A 15,773-nucleotide genomic window follows, 5' to 3' on the forward strand; every position below is an offset into this window, starting at 1 on the left:
TTTGAGGTGCAAATTTAACCAAATAAACACATAATATTATGTTTACGGGAATTATTGAATCTCTAGGTACTATTACTAAATTGGAAAAAGATAAAGAAAACCTTCATATCTCAGTTAAAAGTAATATAACCCATGAGCTAAAAATTGATCAAAGTATTGCGCATAACGGTGTGTGTTTAACTGTGATAGATATAAATGATGATGTATACACTGTTACGGCAATTCAAGAAACACTAGATAAAACTAACTTAGATACGCTTAAAACAGGAGAAATTGTTAATTTAGAACGTGCCATGAAATTGGGCGATAGGCTTGATGGCCATATCGTACAGGGGCATGTAGACCAAACTGCTATTTGTACTGCTATTGAAAACGCAAATGGTAGTTGGGTTTTTTCTTTTGAATATGATACTTCTTTAAACAATATTACTATTGAAAAAGGTTCAATTACTGTAAACGGTACCAGTTTAACAGTAGTTAATTCTGGAACAAATACTTTTAGTGTGGCTATTATACCTTATACTTACGAAAACACGAATTTTAAAACCTTTAAAAAAGGCACAATAGTAAATTTAGAGTTTGATGTTGTTGGTAAATACGTAGCTAGACTAATGAAGAACTATAAATAAAATTATTTTTTTAATAATTTCTTACCACCATAAAATACAGCAACTAGAATACCTACCAATACACCGCCATCAATTGGAAGACCTGGAGGAGGACTAGGTTGAGGAGGAGGAGGTCCACCACCTTGAGCAACACACACAAAGCTTATCAATACAAATAAGACTGAGGCTAATATTCTTTTAGTTTGTATCATCATTGGGACGCAAATGTATAAAAAAAAGAGAGTTTGAAAAAGGTTTTTACTAAAAAATCATCTATAAAGTGTAAAAAATCATCGATAAACAGTAAATTTTATGTAGCAAACTTTCTATTATCTAAACGTTTAAATAGCCCTTAAAGTATAATTATTTATAAATTAATCCCTGTAATTATATTATTACCAAACAAATATATAAAAGATTTAAAGACCTAAATAGCAACAGCATCAAGTTATTAACAAATGTTTGCACAATTAATTACTTCTTCTTAAAAAAGGAAATTATCAAAACAATTAATTAATATACTTTTATTTAATTTTTGGTACTGTTACTTTATCATTTATCCAACAACCTATTGTTATAACTTTACCAGAGCAGGCACATTTAAAGATTTCTTCTTTTGAGGGTGCTAAAGCGTTATATCTCTCTACTAGCTGAGATGCCTTTTTACGTAAAACAGGGTCTAAACGCATAGCTTTCTTTGCTTGCTCCGCCGCAAGCCAATACACTGCTCTTTTGTTAAAATTAGAATCTCCACAGTTTTTAGCACTCTCTGCATACATCATTGCAATAGCTAAGCAAGGGCTTCCACTAGAAGGATTAAGCTTTAGTGCTTTTCTGAAATATTTACGGGCCTCTGAATATCTTTTTAATTTCTTAAGGAGAGCACCATTACTATTGGCCCTTATTGATTTTTTAAATGTATCTGTTTCCAAATCATAAGATTCCTTTAAATATATTTCAGCTTCTTTAAACTTTCCCTTTCTAATTAAAATGGTAGCAACAAAATATTTTGTATCCGCAGACGGCTCAACTTCATCATAAGCTTTTACTAGTTTTTCATAAAGAGGATCTTCAGTACATTCTTTATGATACATTCTACTTACAGCCCGTTTTAACCAAACCGCATTATTTTTATTAGCCTCAAAAGTTTTAGTATATAGTGGAATCAAGTTTTCACAATCGGCAATAACACCCAATTTTATATTTATGTTTTTTGAAATTAAATCATAGTTTTTAAGGTAGCTTTTATAAGCTTTAATTTTATCTTTTTCATTTTTTGTTAATACTGCTCCATTTTCTTCTTTTTGAATTAAAGTATTAAGCTTTTCTGAATAATTCTTTACTTCTTCTTGAATTTTTTCAATAATAGCATCGTAAGTATCAAAAACATCCTGAATTAATTTTTTATTTTCTTTATATAAATCTACAACCAATGAAAAATAAGTATATAAACTTTTAGGATGGGTAAAGTTTAATTTATCTTTTTTATAAACAGTATCAAAACAATCAAATAATTCACTATCACTTTTCTGAAACAACGCTCTGTTGTCATACAATAACTGACATGCCTTTGCGCCATAGATACCTTTTGGGGCTTTATTGGGAAAATGTTCCATTCGCATCTGCCATAACTCAATCAATCCCTCTAAAAACTGCTTTTTTGTGTCTGACGTTTTAATGTTATGCTTTAAAATTTTCTCTCCATCAGCATAAATAGCTATACTCAGTTTTGGGCAATTTTCTTTTACAAAAACCCATGGTTTATATGCCGCAACATAATTTTTAGCTTTTACATGCTCGTGGAAGATAGAGAGTTTGTTTTTACATTCATCTATGTTTTCCTGACTGAAAGATAGGCTTGATATTAAGCACAAAAGACAAATTAAAGAGAAGTGAATTGTTTTCATTTTGGTTTAGTTTTAAGAATTAATGCTCTGGCTAATTCTTAAAATGCCACAAAATATGTACCAGAATAGAATTATTAAACACTGAAATAAAAACCGGTGTTGCAAGGTTAATCTTTCTAAGTGCATCAAATAATTTTTAAAATTATTGTAACACTTCACTTAAAACTAATACCCATAAGTACAGTATCAATCTGATTTATCTTCAATACACTAAATAAGAATATACAGATTGTAATGTAAAAAACTTTGCCTATTATTGTTAAAGGTAATTTCGTTTTAAAAACACAAACTATCTAAAACCTAATATCAATTGAAATCAGTTATTGACGTTGCCTTTTCATCTGTAAATCTCATACTTAGTCTTCTTGTTATTTTATTGATTTTATATTGGCTTTTCAATATGATTTCTGGTATTGATTTTGACTTGGATATAGACGTTGATGTAGATATTGATGCGGATATAGATGCAGATATTGATACTGCCACCAATATTACTGATCTTGCTAATGCCGAAATTAATGAAGAAGATGTTATTAGAAATCCGCATAGAAAATTAGAATGGTGGCAAATGGTATTGGTATATTTCAACTTTGTTGGACTACCGTTTATGTTCACTTTTACATGTTGGATTTTTATGTGGTGGTTATGTACAGTAATTTCCACAAGTGTTACAAATTCATATAATACCAATTTTGGATACACATTATTATTAGCTGGCATTTTACCCTCTTTAATCTTAACTAAAATTTTTACTACACCATTTAAAGGTTTTTTTAAAAACCTAAACCCTGATGGTGACATGCCTGTAAATTTAGCAGGTAAAAAAGGGGTCATGCTCTCAAAAGTTTATGAAAATAAAATGGGATCTGCAGAGGTTATGGCTGAAGGTAACCCCATGTCTATTTATGTTAAATCTTTTGATGGTAAGACTATCGACTACAAACAAAATATTGTAATTATAAAACAATCAGACGATAAAAATTTTTATTGGGTATTACCCTTTGAAGATGAAAACGATGACAACTTTAACCTCGACAAGGTTGAATTCTAAACCAAGCATAAACATTAATTCTTAAAATAAAATTCACAATGGAAAACATCTCACAATTTATTGGAATAGGTATCGGGCTTATTCTATTTTTAATTATTATCTACTTTGCAATAATTGCACTGTTTTATAAAAAAGTACCACAAGGAGAAGCTCTGGTAAGAACAGGGTTTAAAGGCACTAAAGTAGCAACAGATAAAGGTTTGTACGTGGTACCTGTTTTCCATAGAGTTGAAATTATGGATATTTCGGTAAAGAAAATTCAAATAGAGCGTATTGGCGATAACGGTTTAATATGTAAAGACAATATGCGCGCCGATATTAAAGTGGCCTTCTTTGTACGGGTAAACAATGAAGTAGACTTTATTAAAAAAGTAGCTCAAACCGTTGGTTGTGAACGTGCTTCTGATATCTCTACCTTAGAAGAATTATTTGAAGCCAAATTCTCTGAAGCTTTAAAAACAGTAGGTAAAAAATTCAATTTTGTTGAATTATATGAATCCCGTAGAGAATTTCGTGATGAAATTGTAGATATCATTGGTACTGATCTTAATGGCTATACTTTAGAAGATTGTGCTATAGATTATTTAGAACAAACCTCTGTACAGTTTTTAAAGGCTGATAATATTCTAGATGCTGAAGGGATTAAAAAAATCACTGAGCTTACCGCTGCACAAAATATGAAGGCTAACCTTATTAAACGTGATGAGGAGAAAGTAATTAGAAAACAAGATGTGGAAGCGCGAGAAGCTATTTTAGAGTTAGATAAACAATTGGCTGAAAAAGAAGAGCAACAAAAACGTGAGATTGCCAATATAAAAGCACGCGAAGAAGCAGAAACTTTAAAAGTTGCTGAAGAAGAACGCTTAAAGTCTGAAAGTGCTAGAATTTCTACTGAAGAAAAAGTAAAAGTCGCAGAAGAAAATATGGCACGCCAAATTATTGTTGCTGCGAAAAACAAACAACGTACTGATGCTGTTGAAACAGAACGTGTAGAAAAAGACAGAATGCTAGAAGCCACAGAAAGAGAACGTATCGTTACACTGGCTCAAATTGAAAAAGAAAAAGTAGTAGAAGTTGAGAAAAAGAATATTCAAGATGTTATTCGCGATAGAGTAATGCTAGAAAAAGGCGTGGTAGAAGAGCAGGAAAATATGAAAGATATTGAGGCCTTTAAAACTGCAGATAGGGAAAAGCAAGTAAAGATTACTATTGCTGAAGCTAATGCTCAAGAAGATTTAATTAAAACTATAAAAGCTGCAGAAGCTGAAAAAGAAGCCTCTAAGCAAAAAGCTGAAGAAATAAATATTGAAGCTGAAGCAAAGAAGCAAGCTAGTGAAAAAGAAGCTGAAGCTAGAAAAACATTAGCCGAAGCTAAAGCAAAAGAAGAAGCTACAATTGGTATGTCTGAAGCACAAGTAATGCATGCAAAAGCAGATGCTAACGAGCGTCAAGGTTTAGTTGAAGCCGCTATTATCGAGGAAAAAGCTAAAGCCGAAGCTGCTGGTATTTTAGCTAAAGCTGAAGCTATTAAAGAAGAAGGTATTGCACAGGCTGAAGTTATTAAAGAACAAGCTCTTGCTGAAGCTGCTGGAATAGAAGAAAAAGCTGAGGCAATGAAGAAATTAGATGGCGTTGGTAAAGAACACGAAGAGTTTAAGCTACGTTTAGATAAAGAATTACAAGTAGATTTAGCAGAAATTAATATTCAAAAAGAAATTGCAGATGCACAAGCTAACGTGATTGGAGAAGCCCTTAAAGCAGCTAATATTGATATTGTTGGAGGAGAAACAATGTTCTTCGATCAAATTATAGGGCAAATCACTAAATCTAAAGGTATAGATCGTTTAGTAAACCATTCTGATAACATTACAGAAGTTAAAGATGCTATTTTGGGTAGTGACGATGTAAAAGGCAATCTTTTAGATAAAATTAAAGACTTTGCAACAAAATATGGCATCTCTTCAGAAGACATTAAAAACTTAACGGTTGCTAATTTATTGATGGATTTAAAATCTAAAACGACCGATACAAGTGAGGCTACTCTATTTGATAATTTATCTAACCTTGCTAAAGGTTTAGGATTGTCTGATAAGAAATTGAAATAATTTGTATGATAGAAAATCGTAGTCAAGACGATATTAATATACCGATTTTGGCTGCGTTTTTTATTTTAAAACTTCAATCTCTAATCATATAGTGTCAAAAGTAAAGATCATATTAATATTAATTCTGTGTGTAATACTAATTGGTGTAGCAGATAATATATTCTCGAAAGACGAATACCAACGTGGAGTTATCATTAAAAAAGGTTACATAAATAAAATTACTTACACTGCTTCTGGAAATAATAGTCGAACAGGACATACCGTTATAAAAACACCAACTTATGATCCTAATGGCTATTTGTTTTACATCCAAGATAAATCAAATAATGAAATAATTATAAGAACCAATTATGATATTTATAAAACTTCTCATGAAGGAGATTCAGTAAAATATCGTTTATCAAAAGGTTGTTTTTCTAAAGCAATATTAGAATCTGCCATTGTAGAGCTAATGCCAAACGTAGAAAATAGAAAACGTTTTTCTGATAAAAATTTAACCGCAATAGAAAGGATACTTAGAAATAGTAAACAATCGAAGTAAAATCATGGAACAAACGAATTCAGATAACAATATACAGCTTGATGGCGGTACCTACGAGATTATTCAAGGGCGTTTACAAAAACAAAAAAGCGAACTCCTTTCAAGATTATCTCAATTAAATGATGCCCGAAAAACTATTTTTGGTAATGTTGAAACTAAGCTTATTGCTAACAACCGTATCAATACAGAAAACAACTGTATTGCACGAGACATTGTAACTATTGGCGATAAATGTTTGTTTGGTTATAACGTACATTTTGGACTTCGTACCGATATTACGCTAGAAGATGTATTCAGCATTTATACTTATGATAATAATCATTTTTCAGATCAACCCATAAGTTTAATAGAAGATCCTACGTTTATAAATGACTTTACCAATCTTTATAAATACTACAGAAATACCATTTTCTCAAAATTTGCTATAGTTGGTAATTACCTCCACATGGTATTTCAGTTAAGTGAGAGTATCACGGATATAAAAACATTTAAATGGCTAATTAATGATGGTACACTAAAATATATTGATAACCGAAGTGAACATGAATTTAAATTCCCAAATCAGCATGAATTTAATTGGATAGAACCCACAAGAGAACATCATGTGTATGGAGAACATCCTCACATATCAATTTTAGACAAAGTATTTGTTGAAACCATAGGTGGCGATTTAACCATTAAAATAGAAGATAACACTAATGATGGTAAAGGCATTTATGATGAACCTGTAGAGCATCCAGACCAAACTTTAGATGATGGTCAATATAAGTATGCAGACTTAGGTAATTTAATAGCATTAGAAATTAAGCCTTTTCAAGAATCTCCCAGATATTTTGTTTATAATCATAAGATACAGGAGGTAAAGAAAATAGACAGCATTGCAGACGCCTGTGTGCTGCTCCCTGACAATCAAGGAATTATTTTTGCTGAAGGTTATTATCTACAATCGGGAGGTTTCAAATTATTCGATAATAGTATTTCAAATGTTAAGTTTAAAAAGAAAGTAAGCTCTCCTAACGGCGAAGATTTCCTCTATGTGTTTTATGAAAGTGAAAGAGGCTTATATATTTTAATGTCTTATAATGTTATAGAACAAGAAGTAAAAACACCAATTGTCTGTAGTGGTTACACCATTTTAAATGATGGCGAATTATGTTATTTTAAAACTGAAGACGAACAAACAAAACACCATGTTATTCAAATATGGCAAACACCTTTTATCAAAGGCAATGTAGTCCCTTCAGAACATACAGACACCTTAATCTATAAAATAGGAAATAAAGATATTGTAAAGGCCATGGCAGAATGTCAAGCCCTAATTACTCTATTAAATAAAGAAGACAGCTATGATGGTTTATATGACGATATTTCTAAATTCTCTAACGACATTTTAAATAGTTATTATTGGATTGCAGAGACCGAAACCTTTCTTTTAAATGAACCTTTAACGGAACTAAATGCAGCAGCCAATGCTGCCATAGATGAGTTTGAAAAGGTCGTACAATTAAGAAAAACAGCAGCTAATACAACAAAGGAAACCCAAGAAAAAGCCGATGCTATTTTTGGCAAAATTAAAGGCAGTTCTTTCAAGTCTATTGAAGATTTTGTCGCTGTATTGTCACAACTCAGAACACTTAGGGGCGAAGTTATTGCATTAAATGATATACGTTATGTTGACACTACATTTATAAGTACTTTAGAGGAAGACATTGTAGTTCAAAACGATAAGATTTCAGAACGTTGTGTTCAATTTTTATTAAATGATAAGGCTTTAGAACCCTACCATAACCGCGTTGCTGAAAAAGAAAAAGAACTGGAAGGCATCAAAAAGGTAGTTGCTGCTAAAAAATTAGAAGAAGAAATCAATCATATTGCCTCAGATTTAGAAATGCTAATTGATATCGTTTCTAATTTGGAGATTGAAGACGCCTCTCACTCTACTCAAATTATAGATAATATCTCTCTAATTTTTGCAACTATTAATCAGCTTAAAGCAGGATTAAAAAACAAGTTACAATCACTTGGCAAAAAAGAAGCCTCTGCGGAATTTACGGCACAACTCAAGCTTGTAGACCAAAGTATTATCAATTATCTAGATATTGCTTCTACTCCAGAAAAAACCGATGAACTACTAAACAAAGTATCGGTTCAACTAGAAGACTTAGAGGGTAGATTTGCAGATTTTGAAGATTTTATCTCTCAGATAATTGAAAAGCGCGAAGAAGTTTATGCTGCTTTTGAAGCTAGAAAAAACAGTCTTGTTGAGGCTAGAAACAAAAAAGCAGTAACACTAGAAACTGCCGCAAATCGTATTTTAAAAGGAGTTTCAAAAAAGGCATTAACCTTTAAATCTACAGCAGAAATCAATGGTTATTTTGCTTCAGATTTAATGATTAATAAGCTTAGAGACATTATAACTGATCTTAAAGATCTTGACGATGTTGGAAAAGCCGAAGCTATTGAAACTGGCTTAAAAGTTGCTAAAGAAGATGCCGTTAGAAAACTAAAAGACCAACAAGATTTATATGAAGATGGCGAGAATATCATCAAACTTGGTAAGCACAAATTTGGGGTTAACAAACAACCTTTAGACCTTACTATTGTTTACAAAGATGATACGTTAAAATACCATCTTACAGGTACTGATTTTTACCAAACTATTGAAAATGAAATATTAATTACGTCTCAAAAGTATTGGAATCAAGAATTGGTTTCAGAAAATGAAACGATATACAGGTCGTCGTATTTAGCCTATAAATTATTTACAACAACTACTGCTGATTTAAACAACCTCAATGAAACAGAGTTACTTGAATTTGTAAAAATAGAAAGCAGTAAAAACTATTCTGAAGGATATATAAAAGGGGTTCATGATGAAGATGCTTCAAAAATTTTAAAGACCTTGGTAAATAAGCATCACGATCTAGGTTTGCTACGCTATCAGCCTGTAGTTAGAGCTTACGGCCAGTTATTTTGGAATACACTAAACCAAGACGATAAAACAGTTTGGAATCAAAAAATAAAAGCTTCAGGAGCAGTACTATCAGTTTTTCCTGATAGCAAAGAATATCAAGTTATTATTGAAGCATTAAGTGCAGCATTGCAGAGATCTGTTCTTCAAGATATCATTTCAAAAGATTATAGCGGTAATACCAATAAGCTAGAATTTGAAACCGCTTCATATCTTTTTGATGAGCTACAAAGTGATGACACGTTTTGCATAAGTAAAACAGCATATGAATTACATGAAAAGTTCATTAAATCTTTAGAAAGTAAAAATGCATTAACAGCATTTAAATCATCCCTCAAAATTGCGTTAAGTGATACTTATGAAATTACCGATGCAGTACAATTAGTATTGCAATGGGTAAGTTCTTTTATAAAGGTAAAAGCACCCGAGAGCATAGATTACACTTATGAAGTTATTGCATTAACGTTATATAAAAGAGAATCAAATTCTGGGCTTATACAGGTAAATCCTTTTACAGTTATTGAAAACTTAAAAGGGAGTCATAATACTATTAACAACGGTAATTTCAAATTTAATTATCATAAGTTTATTAGTCAGTTAAACAATTTTAAATTTACAGAAGTTCCTGCGTTTAATAGGTATCGTGAGGCAAAACATGAGGTAACCGAAACACTAAAAGCACAGTTAAAGCTTGAAGAATTTAAACCAAGAGTACTGTCTTCATTTGTGAGAAACAAATTGATTGACCAAGTGTATTTACCATTAATTGGCGATAATTTATCTAAACAATTAGGTAGCGTAGGCGATAACAAACGTACAGATCGTATGGGGATGCTATTGCTTATATCGCCACCAGGCTATGGTAAAACCACATTAATGGAATATATGGCAAACCGCTTAGGGCTCATATTCATGAAAATAAATGGACCAGCTATAGGGCATGAAGTAACCTCGGTAGACCCATTAACAGCTAATAACTCTGCTGCAAGAGAAGAGCTTAACAAGCTTAACCTTGCATTTGAAATGGGTAACAATGTGATGTTGTATTTAGATGATATACAACATTGTAATCCCGAGTTTTTACAGAAATTTATTTCTCTTGCCGATGGAACACGTAAAATAGAAGGCGTGTATAATGGTAAACCTAAAACTTACGATTTACGAAGCAAGAAGTTTTGCGTTATAATGGCTGGAAACCCATATACTGAAAGCGGTGATAAGTTTCAAATACCAGACATGTTAGCTAATCGTGCTGATATTTATAATTTAGGGGATATTATTGGAGACACAGCAGATTTATTCAAACTAAGTTTAATAGAAAATGCACTAACTTCTAACCCTATCTTACACCAATTAAGTAGTAAATATTTTGAAGATATTTACAAACTAATTGAAGTTGTAGAATCTGGAAATCGTGAAAGTTTGACATTAAAAGGCAACCATACGAAACAGGAAGTTGAAGATTATCTAGCTGTATTAGATAAGGTAGTTAGTATTAGAGATACAGTGTTAAAGGTAAATGAAACATATATAAAGTCGGCAGCTATGGATGATAGTTATCGTACCGAACCTTCATTTAAACTACAAGGGTCTTACAGAGATATGAGTAAATTAGTAGCCAAAGTGGTGCCCATAATGAATGCCAAAGAATTAGAAACACTTTTACTATCTCATTACGAAAACGAATCGCAAACACTTACTAGTGCTGCCGAAGCCAACTTGTTAAAATACAAAGCACTTACTGGCTCCTTAAATAAAACTGATGTAGAACGTTGGCAAGCTATTAAGGATACTTTTGTAAAAAACAATAAACTTAAAGGTTTTGGGGACAAAAATGAAATGGCACAAGTACTTGCACAAATGATGCAGTTTAGTGAGCATTTAGAAGGAATACAGAATGTTTTGAAACGTGGATTGAATAAAAAATAAAATTAATAGATGGGATTAAATGGTTAAAAAAGTTTGGGCTTATTTCATCCGTTTACTAGGAGTTTTTTTTATTCTAAGTATTATTGGAAATATTATGGGCTTACTTTCTGGAAAATTAATAGGAACAAGTACGGTTGAAAAGTTTGAACATTTAACAGCGTTAGCCTTAGCTGGACTTTTAGCCTATTTATGTTTTAGATATTCCAATAAATTACTTAGAAAAAAACCTAAAGATGAAATTGATAATATAGGAAAAGAGGGAAGTTAACTACTCTTTAACCTATAATCCTCAAAGTAATCTTGTTAAAGATTTATTCCTAACCCTAACTTAATAATATGTACAGCTACATTATATCTAGAGTTTTGTATTGGTGATTCTGCACCCAATAAAATGTAATCATACTGAGCCTGAACAAAAAAATCATTATTTATATCATATTTTAAACCAGGATTAATATTTAAACCACTTTGTGTATTATTTAAACTCATACCATCAAATCTAAAGCGTAAAAACCTATCACTAAACCCCTTAGTTCTAAATATCATTGAAGAGTAACCAATTTTTAAAAACGGATGAAATCTAGAGATATTAAACTCAGCAAATAATTTAGGTTGAATCACATAAGATTTTATATTTAAATCAATAACTGAATTATCACTAATTAAAAGACCTACATTAATAGCTAGTCCTAAACTCAATACTTTAGCTGAATATAACTTGTAATCTAGACCTAAATCTATAACGCCATTATAATTATCTGCAATAAAATTATGGTCAAATGGAATTGAATAATTTACTCCAATAGAAAATTTTGAATCCTGAGCAAAACCTTTTAGAGTAATTAACAGTAAAACAAAAAATAATGTTTTTTTCATAAAATGAAAGATTAGTAGAGCAAATCTAAGAAGAATAACAATACATTTATCTATCAAGTCTTTCTACACAAAAGTGAGGCTCTTTTATCTTTTCTTATTCTATTAAATAGGTATTTGAGTTCATTTCTTAAAACTTAATTGATTAGTTGTTAGAGAAATTTGTATAATCTCTTTTAGTGGAAAAAATTATATTTGTAAGACACTTAAATCAAAGTTGTTTCTTGAAATCAATTTGCCTTTTATTCCTTACGGCTATATTATTCTCTTGTAAAGACGATATTTCTAATGAAAGATATAGGAATGAAAACTATGTTTTTTATCAAGAAGAAGGTAAAGCAGGGGAATGGAGAAAAATAAATCCAGATTTAGAAATCAAACCACCTAAATCTTTCTCAACCTATTTCTTTCCAAATGGAAACAGATATGTTGAAATGAAAGTTATTGATAGTTTTCCTAATAGGATAATTAAATATTTTAATCTTAACGATGAATTAACATACACAGATTATTACAGACAAGACTCCATTGTAAAAACTACACGTATTAACGGGTATTATTATGAATATCATTCAAATCTAGGACATCTTAAAGCAAAGGGTGTATATGAAAACAATATGCAACAAGGAAAATGGATATTCTATTATAAAGATGGTGAAACCATAAAACAAATTGTTGAGTATAAAAATGATACTTTGAATGGCATCCGAGAGGACTATTGGGAGAATGGAAAATTAAAAAGTAAGACCACTAATATTAATGGAAAACAAAACGGTAAGTCTTATCATTATTATAAAAACGGACAACTTGAAGAAGTTAATTTTTTAAAAGATAATATTGTTCATGGAAAATCTATTAGGTACCATGAGAATGGAAATATCCAAAAGGAATGTCAATATTGGAATGATTTAGCAAAAGATACATGTAAGTTTTATTTTGATGATAAAACTCTAAGTGGTATTGAAATTACCACCCTAGATACTATTACATCCAAATATTCCCAAATAATATATAACTATCATAAAAATGGAAGATTAAAACAATCTTTCAAAAAAATAAACGACAACTATGATGGTCTTATTAAAGCTTATTATGAAAATGGAAAACTGTCTCATGAAATTACCTTTGTAAATGGAAAAAGAGAGGGATACGGTTATGAATATTTTGAAAATGGCAATATTAAATACAAAGCCCTTTATGTGAATGATTTAATTGAAGGAGATATGCAGGAATTTGATGAAAACAGCAAGTTAATTAAGACCCATATAGCTAAAAACGGAGAGAAAGTTGATATTATAATCCATTAAAATAACTGCAACCTTTTTATTTTGAATTGCAACCTAATATGCAACCTTTTTCTGCCAAGAAACTTGATAAGTTGACTTTTAGAAAGAAAATGCAATTAATGCATACAATGCAGTTACACTAAAGAATAGTGCACAAAAAAAGCCTAAACTATTTCTAGCTTAGGCTTCTAAGGTGGGCCCACCTGGGCTCGAACCAGGGACTTTCTGATTATGAGTCAGATACTCTAACCAACTGAGTTATAGGCCCTATTACATAAAATGTAATCCTCTTAAAAATAAGAGTGTGCAATATTACTATATTTCTTAAAACTCTACAAGAAATTTATTCGCTAATCTCTTGACAAAGCTCTATTAATACTCCGTTTGTGGATTTTGGATGCAAAAAAGCTACCAACTTATTATCTGCACCTTTTTTTGGGGTTTTATTCAACACAGTAAAACCTTCGCTTTGCAAGCGTTTAATTTCAGTTTCTATATCATCTACATCAAATGCAATATGATGTATCCCTTCTCCTTTTTTTTCAATAAATTTTGCAATAGGGCTGTCTTCTTCTGTCGCTTCCAACAATTCAATTTTATTATTCCCTACTCTAAAAAATGAAGTATTTACACCTTCAGTCTCAACCGCTTCAATCTTATATTCAGTCTTACCAAAAAGTTTTGCAAATAATCTATTAGATTCCTTTAGGCTTTTAACTGCGATACCAATATGCTCTATTTTGTTCATTAAATACTACTTTTACAGAAAGATACAAAATATGCACTATTTTTGCAGTGTAAAACTTAAGAATGAGTAACGCAGAAGAAAGTCAAAGGCAAAAAAAAATAGGTTCGGTATTACAGCGAGATTTAGTTGATGTACTCCAAGGAGCTGCAACACAAGGTGGTATGCAAGGTGTAATTATATCTGTTTCTAAAGTAAAAGTAACGGTAGATTTATCTGTTGCAAAAGTGTATTTAAGTATTTTTCCAAATAATAAAGCAAAAGCATTGATAGAAGGTATAAGGAGCAACACCCCTTTAATTCGTCATGAAATGGCACAACGTACCAAAAACCAGTTACGCCGCATGCCAAATCTTGAGTTCTTTATTGATGATTCTTTGGAGTATATAGACCGTATAGAACAATCTCTAAAGGGCAAAGACAATCCTATTGAAAACCCTGACTTATTGGATAAAAGAAAGAAGTCCTAATTAGTGTGGTTTGAAAAACTTTCATTTAAGAATTTTATGGTTCTAAATTTATTTTTCTTTTTTACATTAGAAGAATGAATTTTCCGCTATACATAGCCAAACGTTACCTGCACTCAAAAAGCAGTAACAATGCTATTAACTTTATTACCATAATTGCTCTAATAGGAGTAATTATAGGTGCAGCATCTCTTTTTGTAGTGCTATCTGGCTTTGCTGGATTAAAGGATTTTACTCTTCAATTTTCAACCGTAGTAGATCCAGACTTAAAGGTAGAAACCATAATTGGTAAATCCTTTGTACTAAATGATGCTCAACGCCAAAAACTTAATAACATCAATGGGATTGCGCACTACTCCAAAATTATAGAAGAACACGTTATTGTTTACTCTGAAGGTAAAAACTATTTGGCCACCATAAAGGGTGTAGATGAAAACTTTAATAAAGTAAGTAGTATAGATTCCGTATTGCAGTATGGGAATTGGCTGGAGCAAAAAACCAATCAAGTTGTTGCTGGTTGGGGCGTGTCTCAAAACCTATCTTTTGGTGTTTTAGATTATACAAAAGGCATTAACATTTATGTACCAAAACCAGGAAAGGGACAAATAACTTCAACAAAAAATGCTTTTAATACCGTAAGAGCCATAAACGTTGGTATTTTTGATATTAATGAGAAGTTAAACGATACTTATGTGTATTCCTCTATAAGTTTAGCACGGAGATTATTAAACTATAAGCCCAATCAAATCTCAGCTATCGAATTTAAATTGAGCAAAGACGCTGACGAAACCGCAATAAAAGCTCAACTTCAAAATATTCTAGGTAATAAAGTAGCTATTAAAAACCGTGTACAACTAAACGATGCATTGTACAAAATGCTTAACAGTGAAAACCTACTTATTTACCTGTTACTTACACTCGTTTCAGCATTACTTATTTTTAATGTCATTGGTTCTATTATCATGATGATTTTAGAAAAAAAATCATCTCTAAACACCTTATATAATTTGGGTGTTACCATAAGACACATGCGTAAAATCTTCTTCCTTCAAGGGTCGGCAATTACACTTATTGGTTGTTGTATTGGTTTAATATTAGGGCTTCTCATCGTACTTTTACAACAAACGTTTGGGCTTGTAGCTATCACGCCAACATTAGCATACCCTGTAAGTATAAAATTAGAAAACTTTATTTTAGTATTTTTTACAATCTCTATTTTAGGTATACTTTCCTCTAAAATAAGTGCCACAAGGGTTACAGAAAAACTAGTTACAGGTAATTAGGTGTTTT

Annotated in this window: 13 protein-coding genes and 1 tRNA gene; 9 read left to right on the top strand and 5 right to left on the bottom strand. The window is 31.2% G+C overall.

Annotated elements, in window-relative coordinates; translation table 11 throughout:
- The first annotated feature begins 38 nt into the window (after positions 1-38).
- The gene (locus tag JS605_RS04965; RefSeq protein WP_203256548.1) at positions 39-629 is read left to right on the top strand and encodes a riboflavin synthase; all 591 of its coding nucleotides are present in this window, start codon (positions 39-41) and stop codon (positions 627-629) included.
- A gap of 2 nt (positions 630-631) precedes the next feature.
- On the opposite strand, the gene JS605_RS04970 is transcribed toward JS605_RS04965, so the two are convergent.
- Entirely contained in the window at positions 632-823 is a 192-nt protein-coding gene (locus JS605_RS04970) for a PID-CTERM protein-sorting domain-containing protein (protein WP_203256549.1), read from the bottom strand.
- 309 nt (positions 824-1,132) lie between these two features.
- Positions 1,133-2,515, bottom strand: coding sequence for a tetratricopeptide repeat protein (locus JS605_RS04975; protein WP_203256550.1), 1,383 nt, complete (start codon positions 2,513-2,515; stop codon positions 1,133-1,135).
- A gap of 310 nt (positions 2,516-2,825) precedes the next feature.
- Between JS605_RS04975 and JS605_RS04980 the strand changes: the two genes are divergently transcribed.
- The 5 genes from JS605_RS04980 (at position 2,826) to JS605_RS05000 (ending at position 11,380) form a co-directional block, all read left to right on the top strand.
- Entirely contained in the window at positions 2,826-3,566 is a 741-nt protein-coding gene (locus JS605_RS04980; RefSeq protein ID WP_203256551.1) for a hypothetical protein, read from the top strand.
- A 38-nt stretch (positions 3,567-3,604) separates the two neighbouring features.
- The gene (locus JS605_RS04985; protein ID WP_203256552.1) at positions 3,605-5,671 is read left to right on the top strand and encodes a flotillin family protein; all 2,067 of its coding nucleotides are present in this window, start codon (positions 3,605-3,607) and stop codon (positions 5,669-5,671) included.
- 91 nt (positions 5,672-5,762) lie between these two features.
- Positions 5,763-6,212 carry a hypothetical protein gene (locus JS605_RS04990; RefSeq protein ID WP_203256553.1) on the top strand — a complete coding sequence of 150 codons (450 nt, stop codon included), beginning with the start codon at positions 5,763-5,765 and terminating at the stop codon, positions 6,210-6,212.
- A 4-nt stretch (positions 6,213-6,216) separates the two neighbouring features.
- Positions 6,217-11,112 carry a DNA repair ATPase gene (locus JS605_RS04995; protein ID WP_203256554.1) on the top strand — a complete coding sequence of 1,632 codons (4,896 nt, stop codon included), beginning with the start codon at positions 6,217-6,219 and terminating at the stop codon, positions 11,110-11,112.
- Positions 11,113-11,131: 19 nt separating this feature from the next.
- Positions 11,132-11,380, top strand: coding sequence for a hypothetical protein (locus JS605_RS05000; protein ID WP_203256555.1), 249 nt, complete (start codon positions 11,132-11,134; stop codon positions 11,378-11,380).
- Between the two features lie 35 nt (positions 11,381-11,415).
- Here JS605_RS05000 and JS605_RS05005 read toward each other — a convergent pair whose 3' ends face one another.
- Complete coding sequence (locus JS605_RS05005; RefSeq protein WP_203256556.1) at positions 11,416-11,988, bottom strand: outer membrane beta-barrel protein; 573 nt, start codon at positions 11,986-11,988, stop codon at positions 11,416-11,418.
- 221 nt (positions 11,989-12,209) lie between these two features.
- Between JS605_RS05005 and JS605_RS05010 the strand changes: the two genes are divergently transcribed.
- On the top strand, positions 12,210-13,292 hold the full coding sequence (locus JS605_RS05010) for a toxin-antitoxin system YwqK family antitoxin (protein WP_203256557.1): 1,083 nt from the start codon (positions 12,210-12,212) through the stop codon (positions 13,290-13,292).
- Between the two features lie 173 nt (positions 13,293-13,465).
- Here the strand turns inward: JS605_RS05010 and JS605_RS05015 are convergent.
- Both JS605_RS05015 and mce read right to left on the bottom strand, forming a co-directional pair.
- Positions 13,466-13,539: transfer RNA gene (locus tag JS605_RS05015), tRNA-Ile, on the bottom strand.
- A 75-nt stretch (positions 13,540-13,614) separates the two neighbouring features.
- Positions 13,615-14,019: a methylmalonyl-CoA epimerase gene (gene mce / locus JS605_RS05020; protein WP_203256558.1), complete on the bottom strand. Its 405-nt coding sequence runs from the start codon at positions 14,017-14,019 to the stop codon at positions 13,615-13,617.
- Positions 14,020-14,081: 62 nt separating this feature from the next.
- Between mce and rbfA the strand changes: the two genes are divergently transcribed.
- Both rbfA and JS605_RS05030 read left to right on the top strand, forming a co-directional pair.
- On the top strand, positions 14,082-14,486 hold the full coding sequence (gene rbfA, locus JS605_RS05025) for a 30S ribosome-binding factor RbfA (protein ID WP_203256559.1): 405 nt from the start codon (positions 14,082-14,084) through the stop codon (positions 14,484-14,486).
- Positions 14,487-14,560: 74 nt separating this feature from the next.
- A complete protein-coding gene (locus tag JS605_RS05030; protein ID WP_203256560.1) occupies positions 14,561-15,766 on the top strand; it encodes an ABC transporter permease in 1,206 nt (401 codons plus the stop codon).
- The last annotated feature ends 7 nt before the right edge of the window (positions 15,767-15,773 follow it).

Origin of the sequence: Hyunsoonleella ulvae (assembly GCF_016827605.1) — a bacterium.
Taxonomy (GTDB): Bacteria; Bacteroidota; Bacteroidia; order Flavobacteriales; family Flavobacteriaceae; genus Jejuia; species Jejuia ulvae.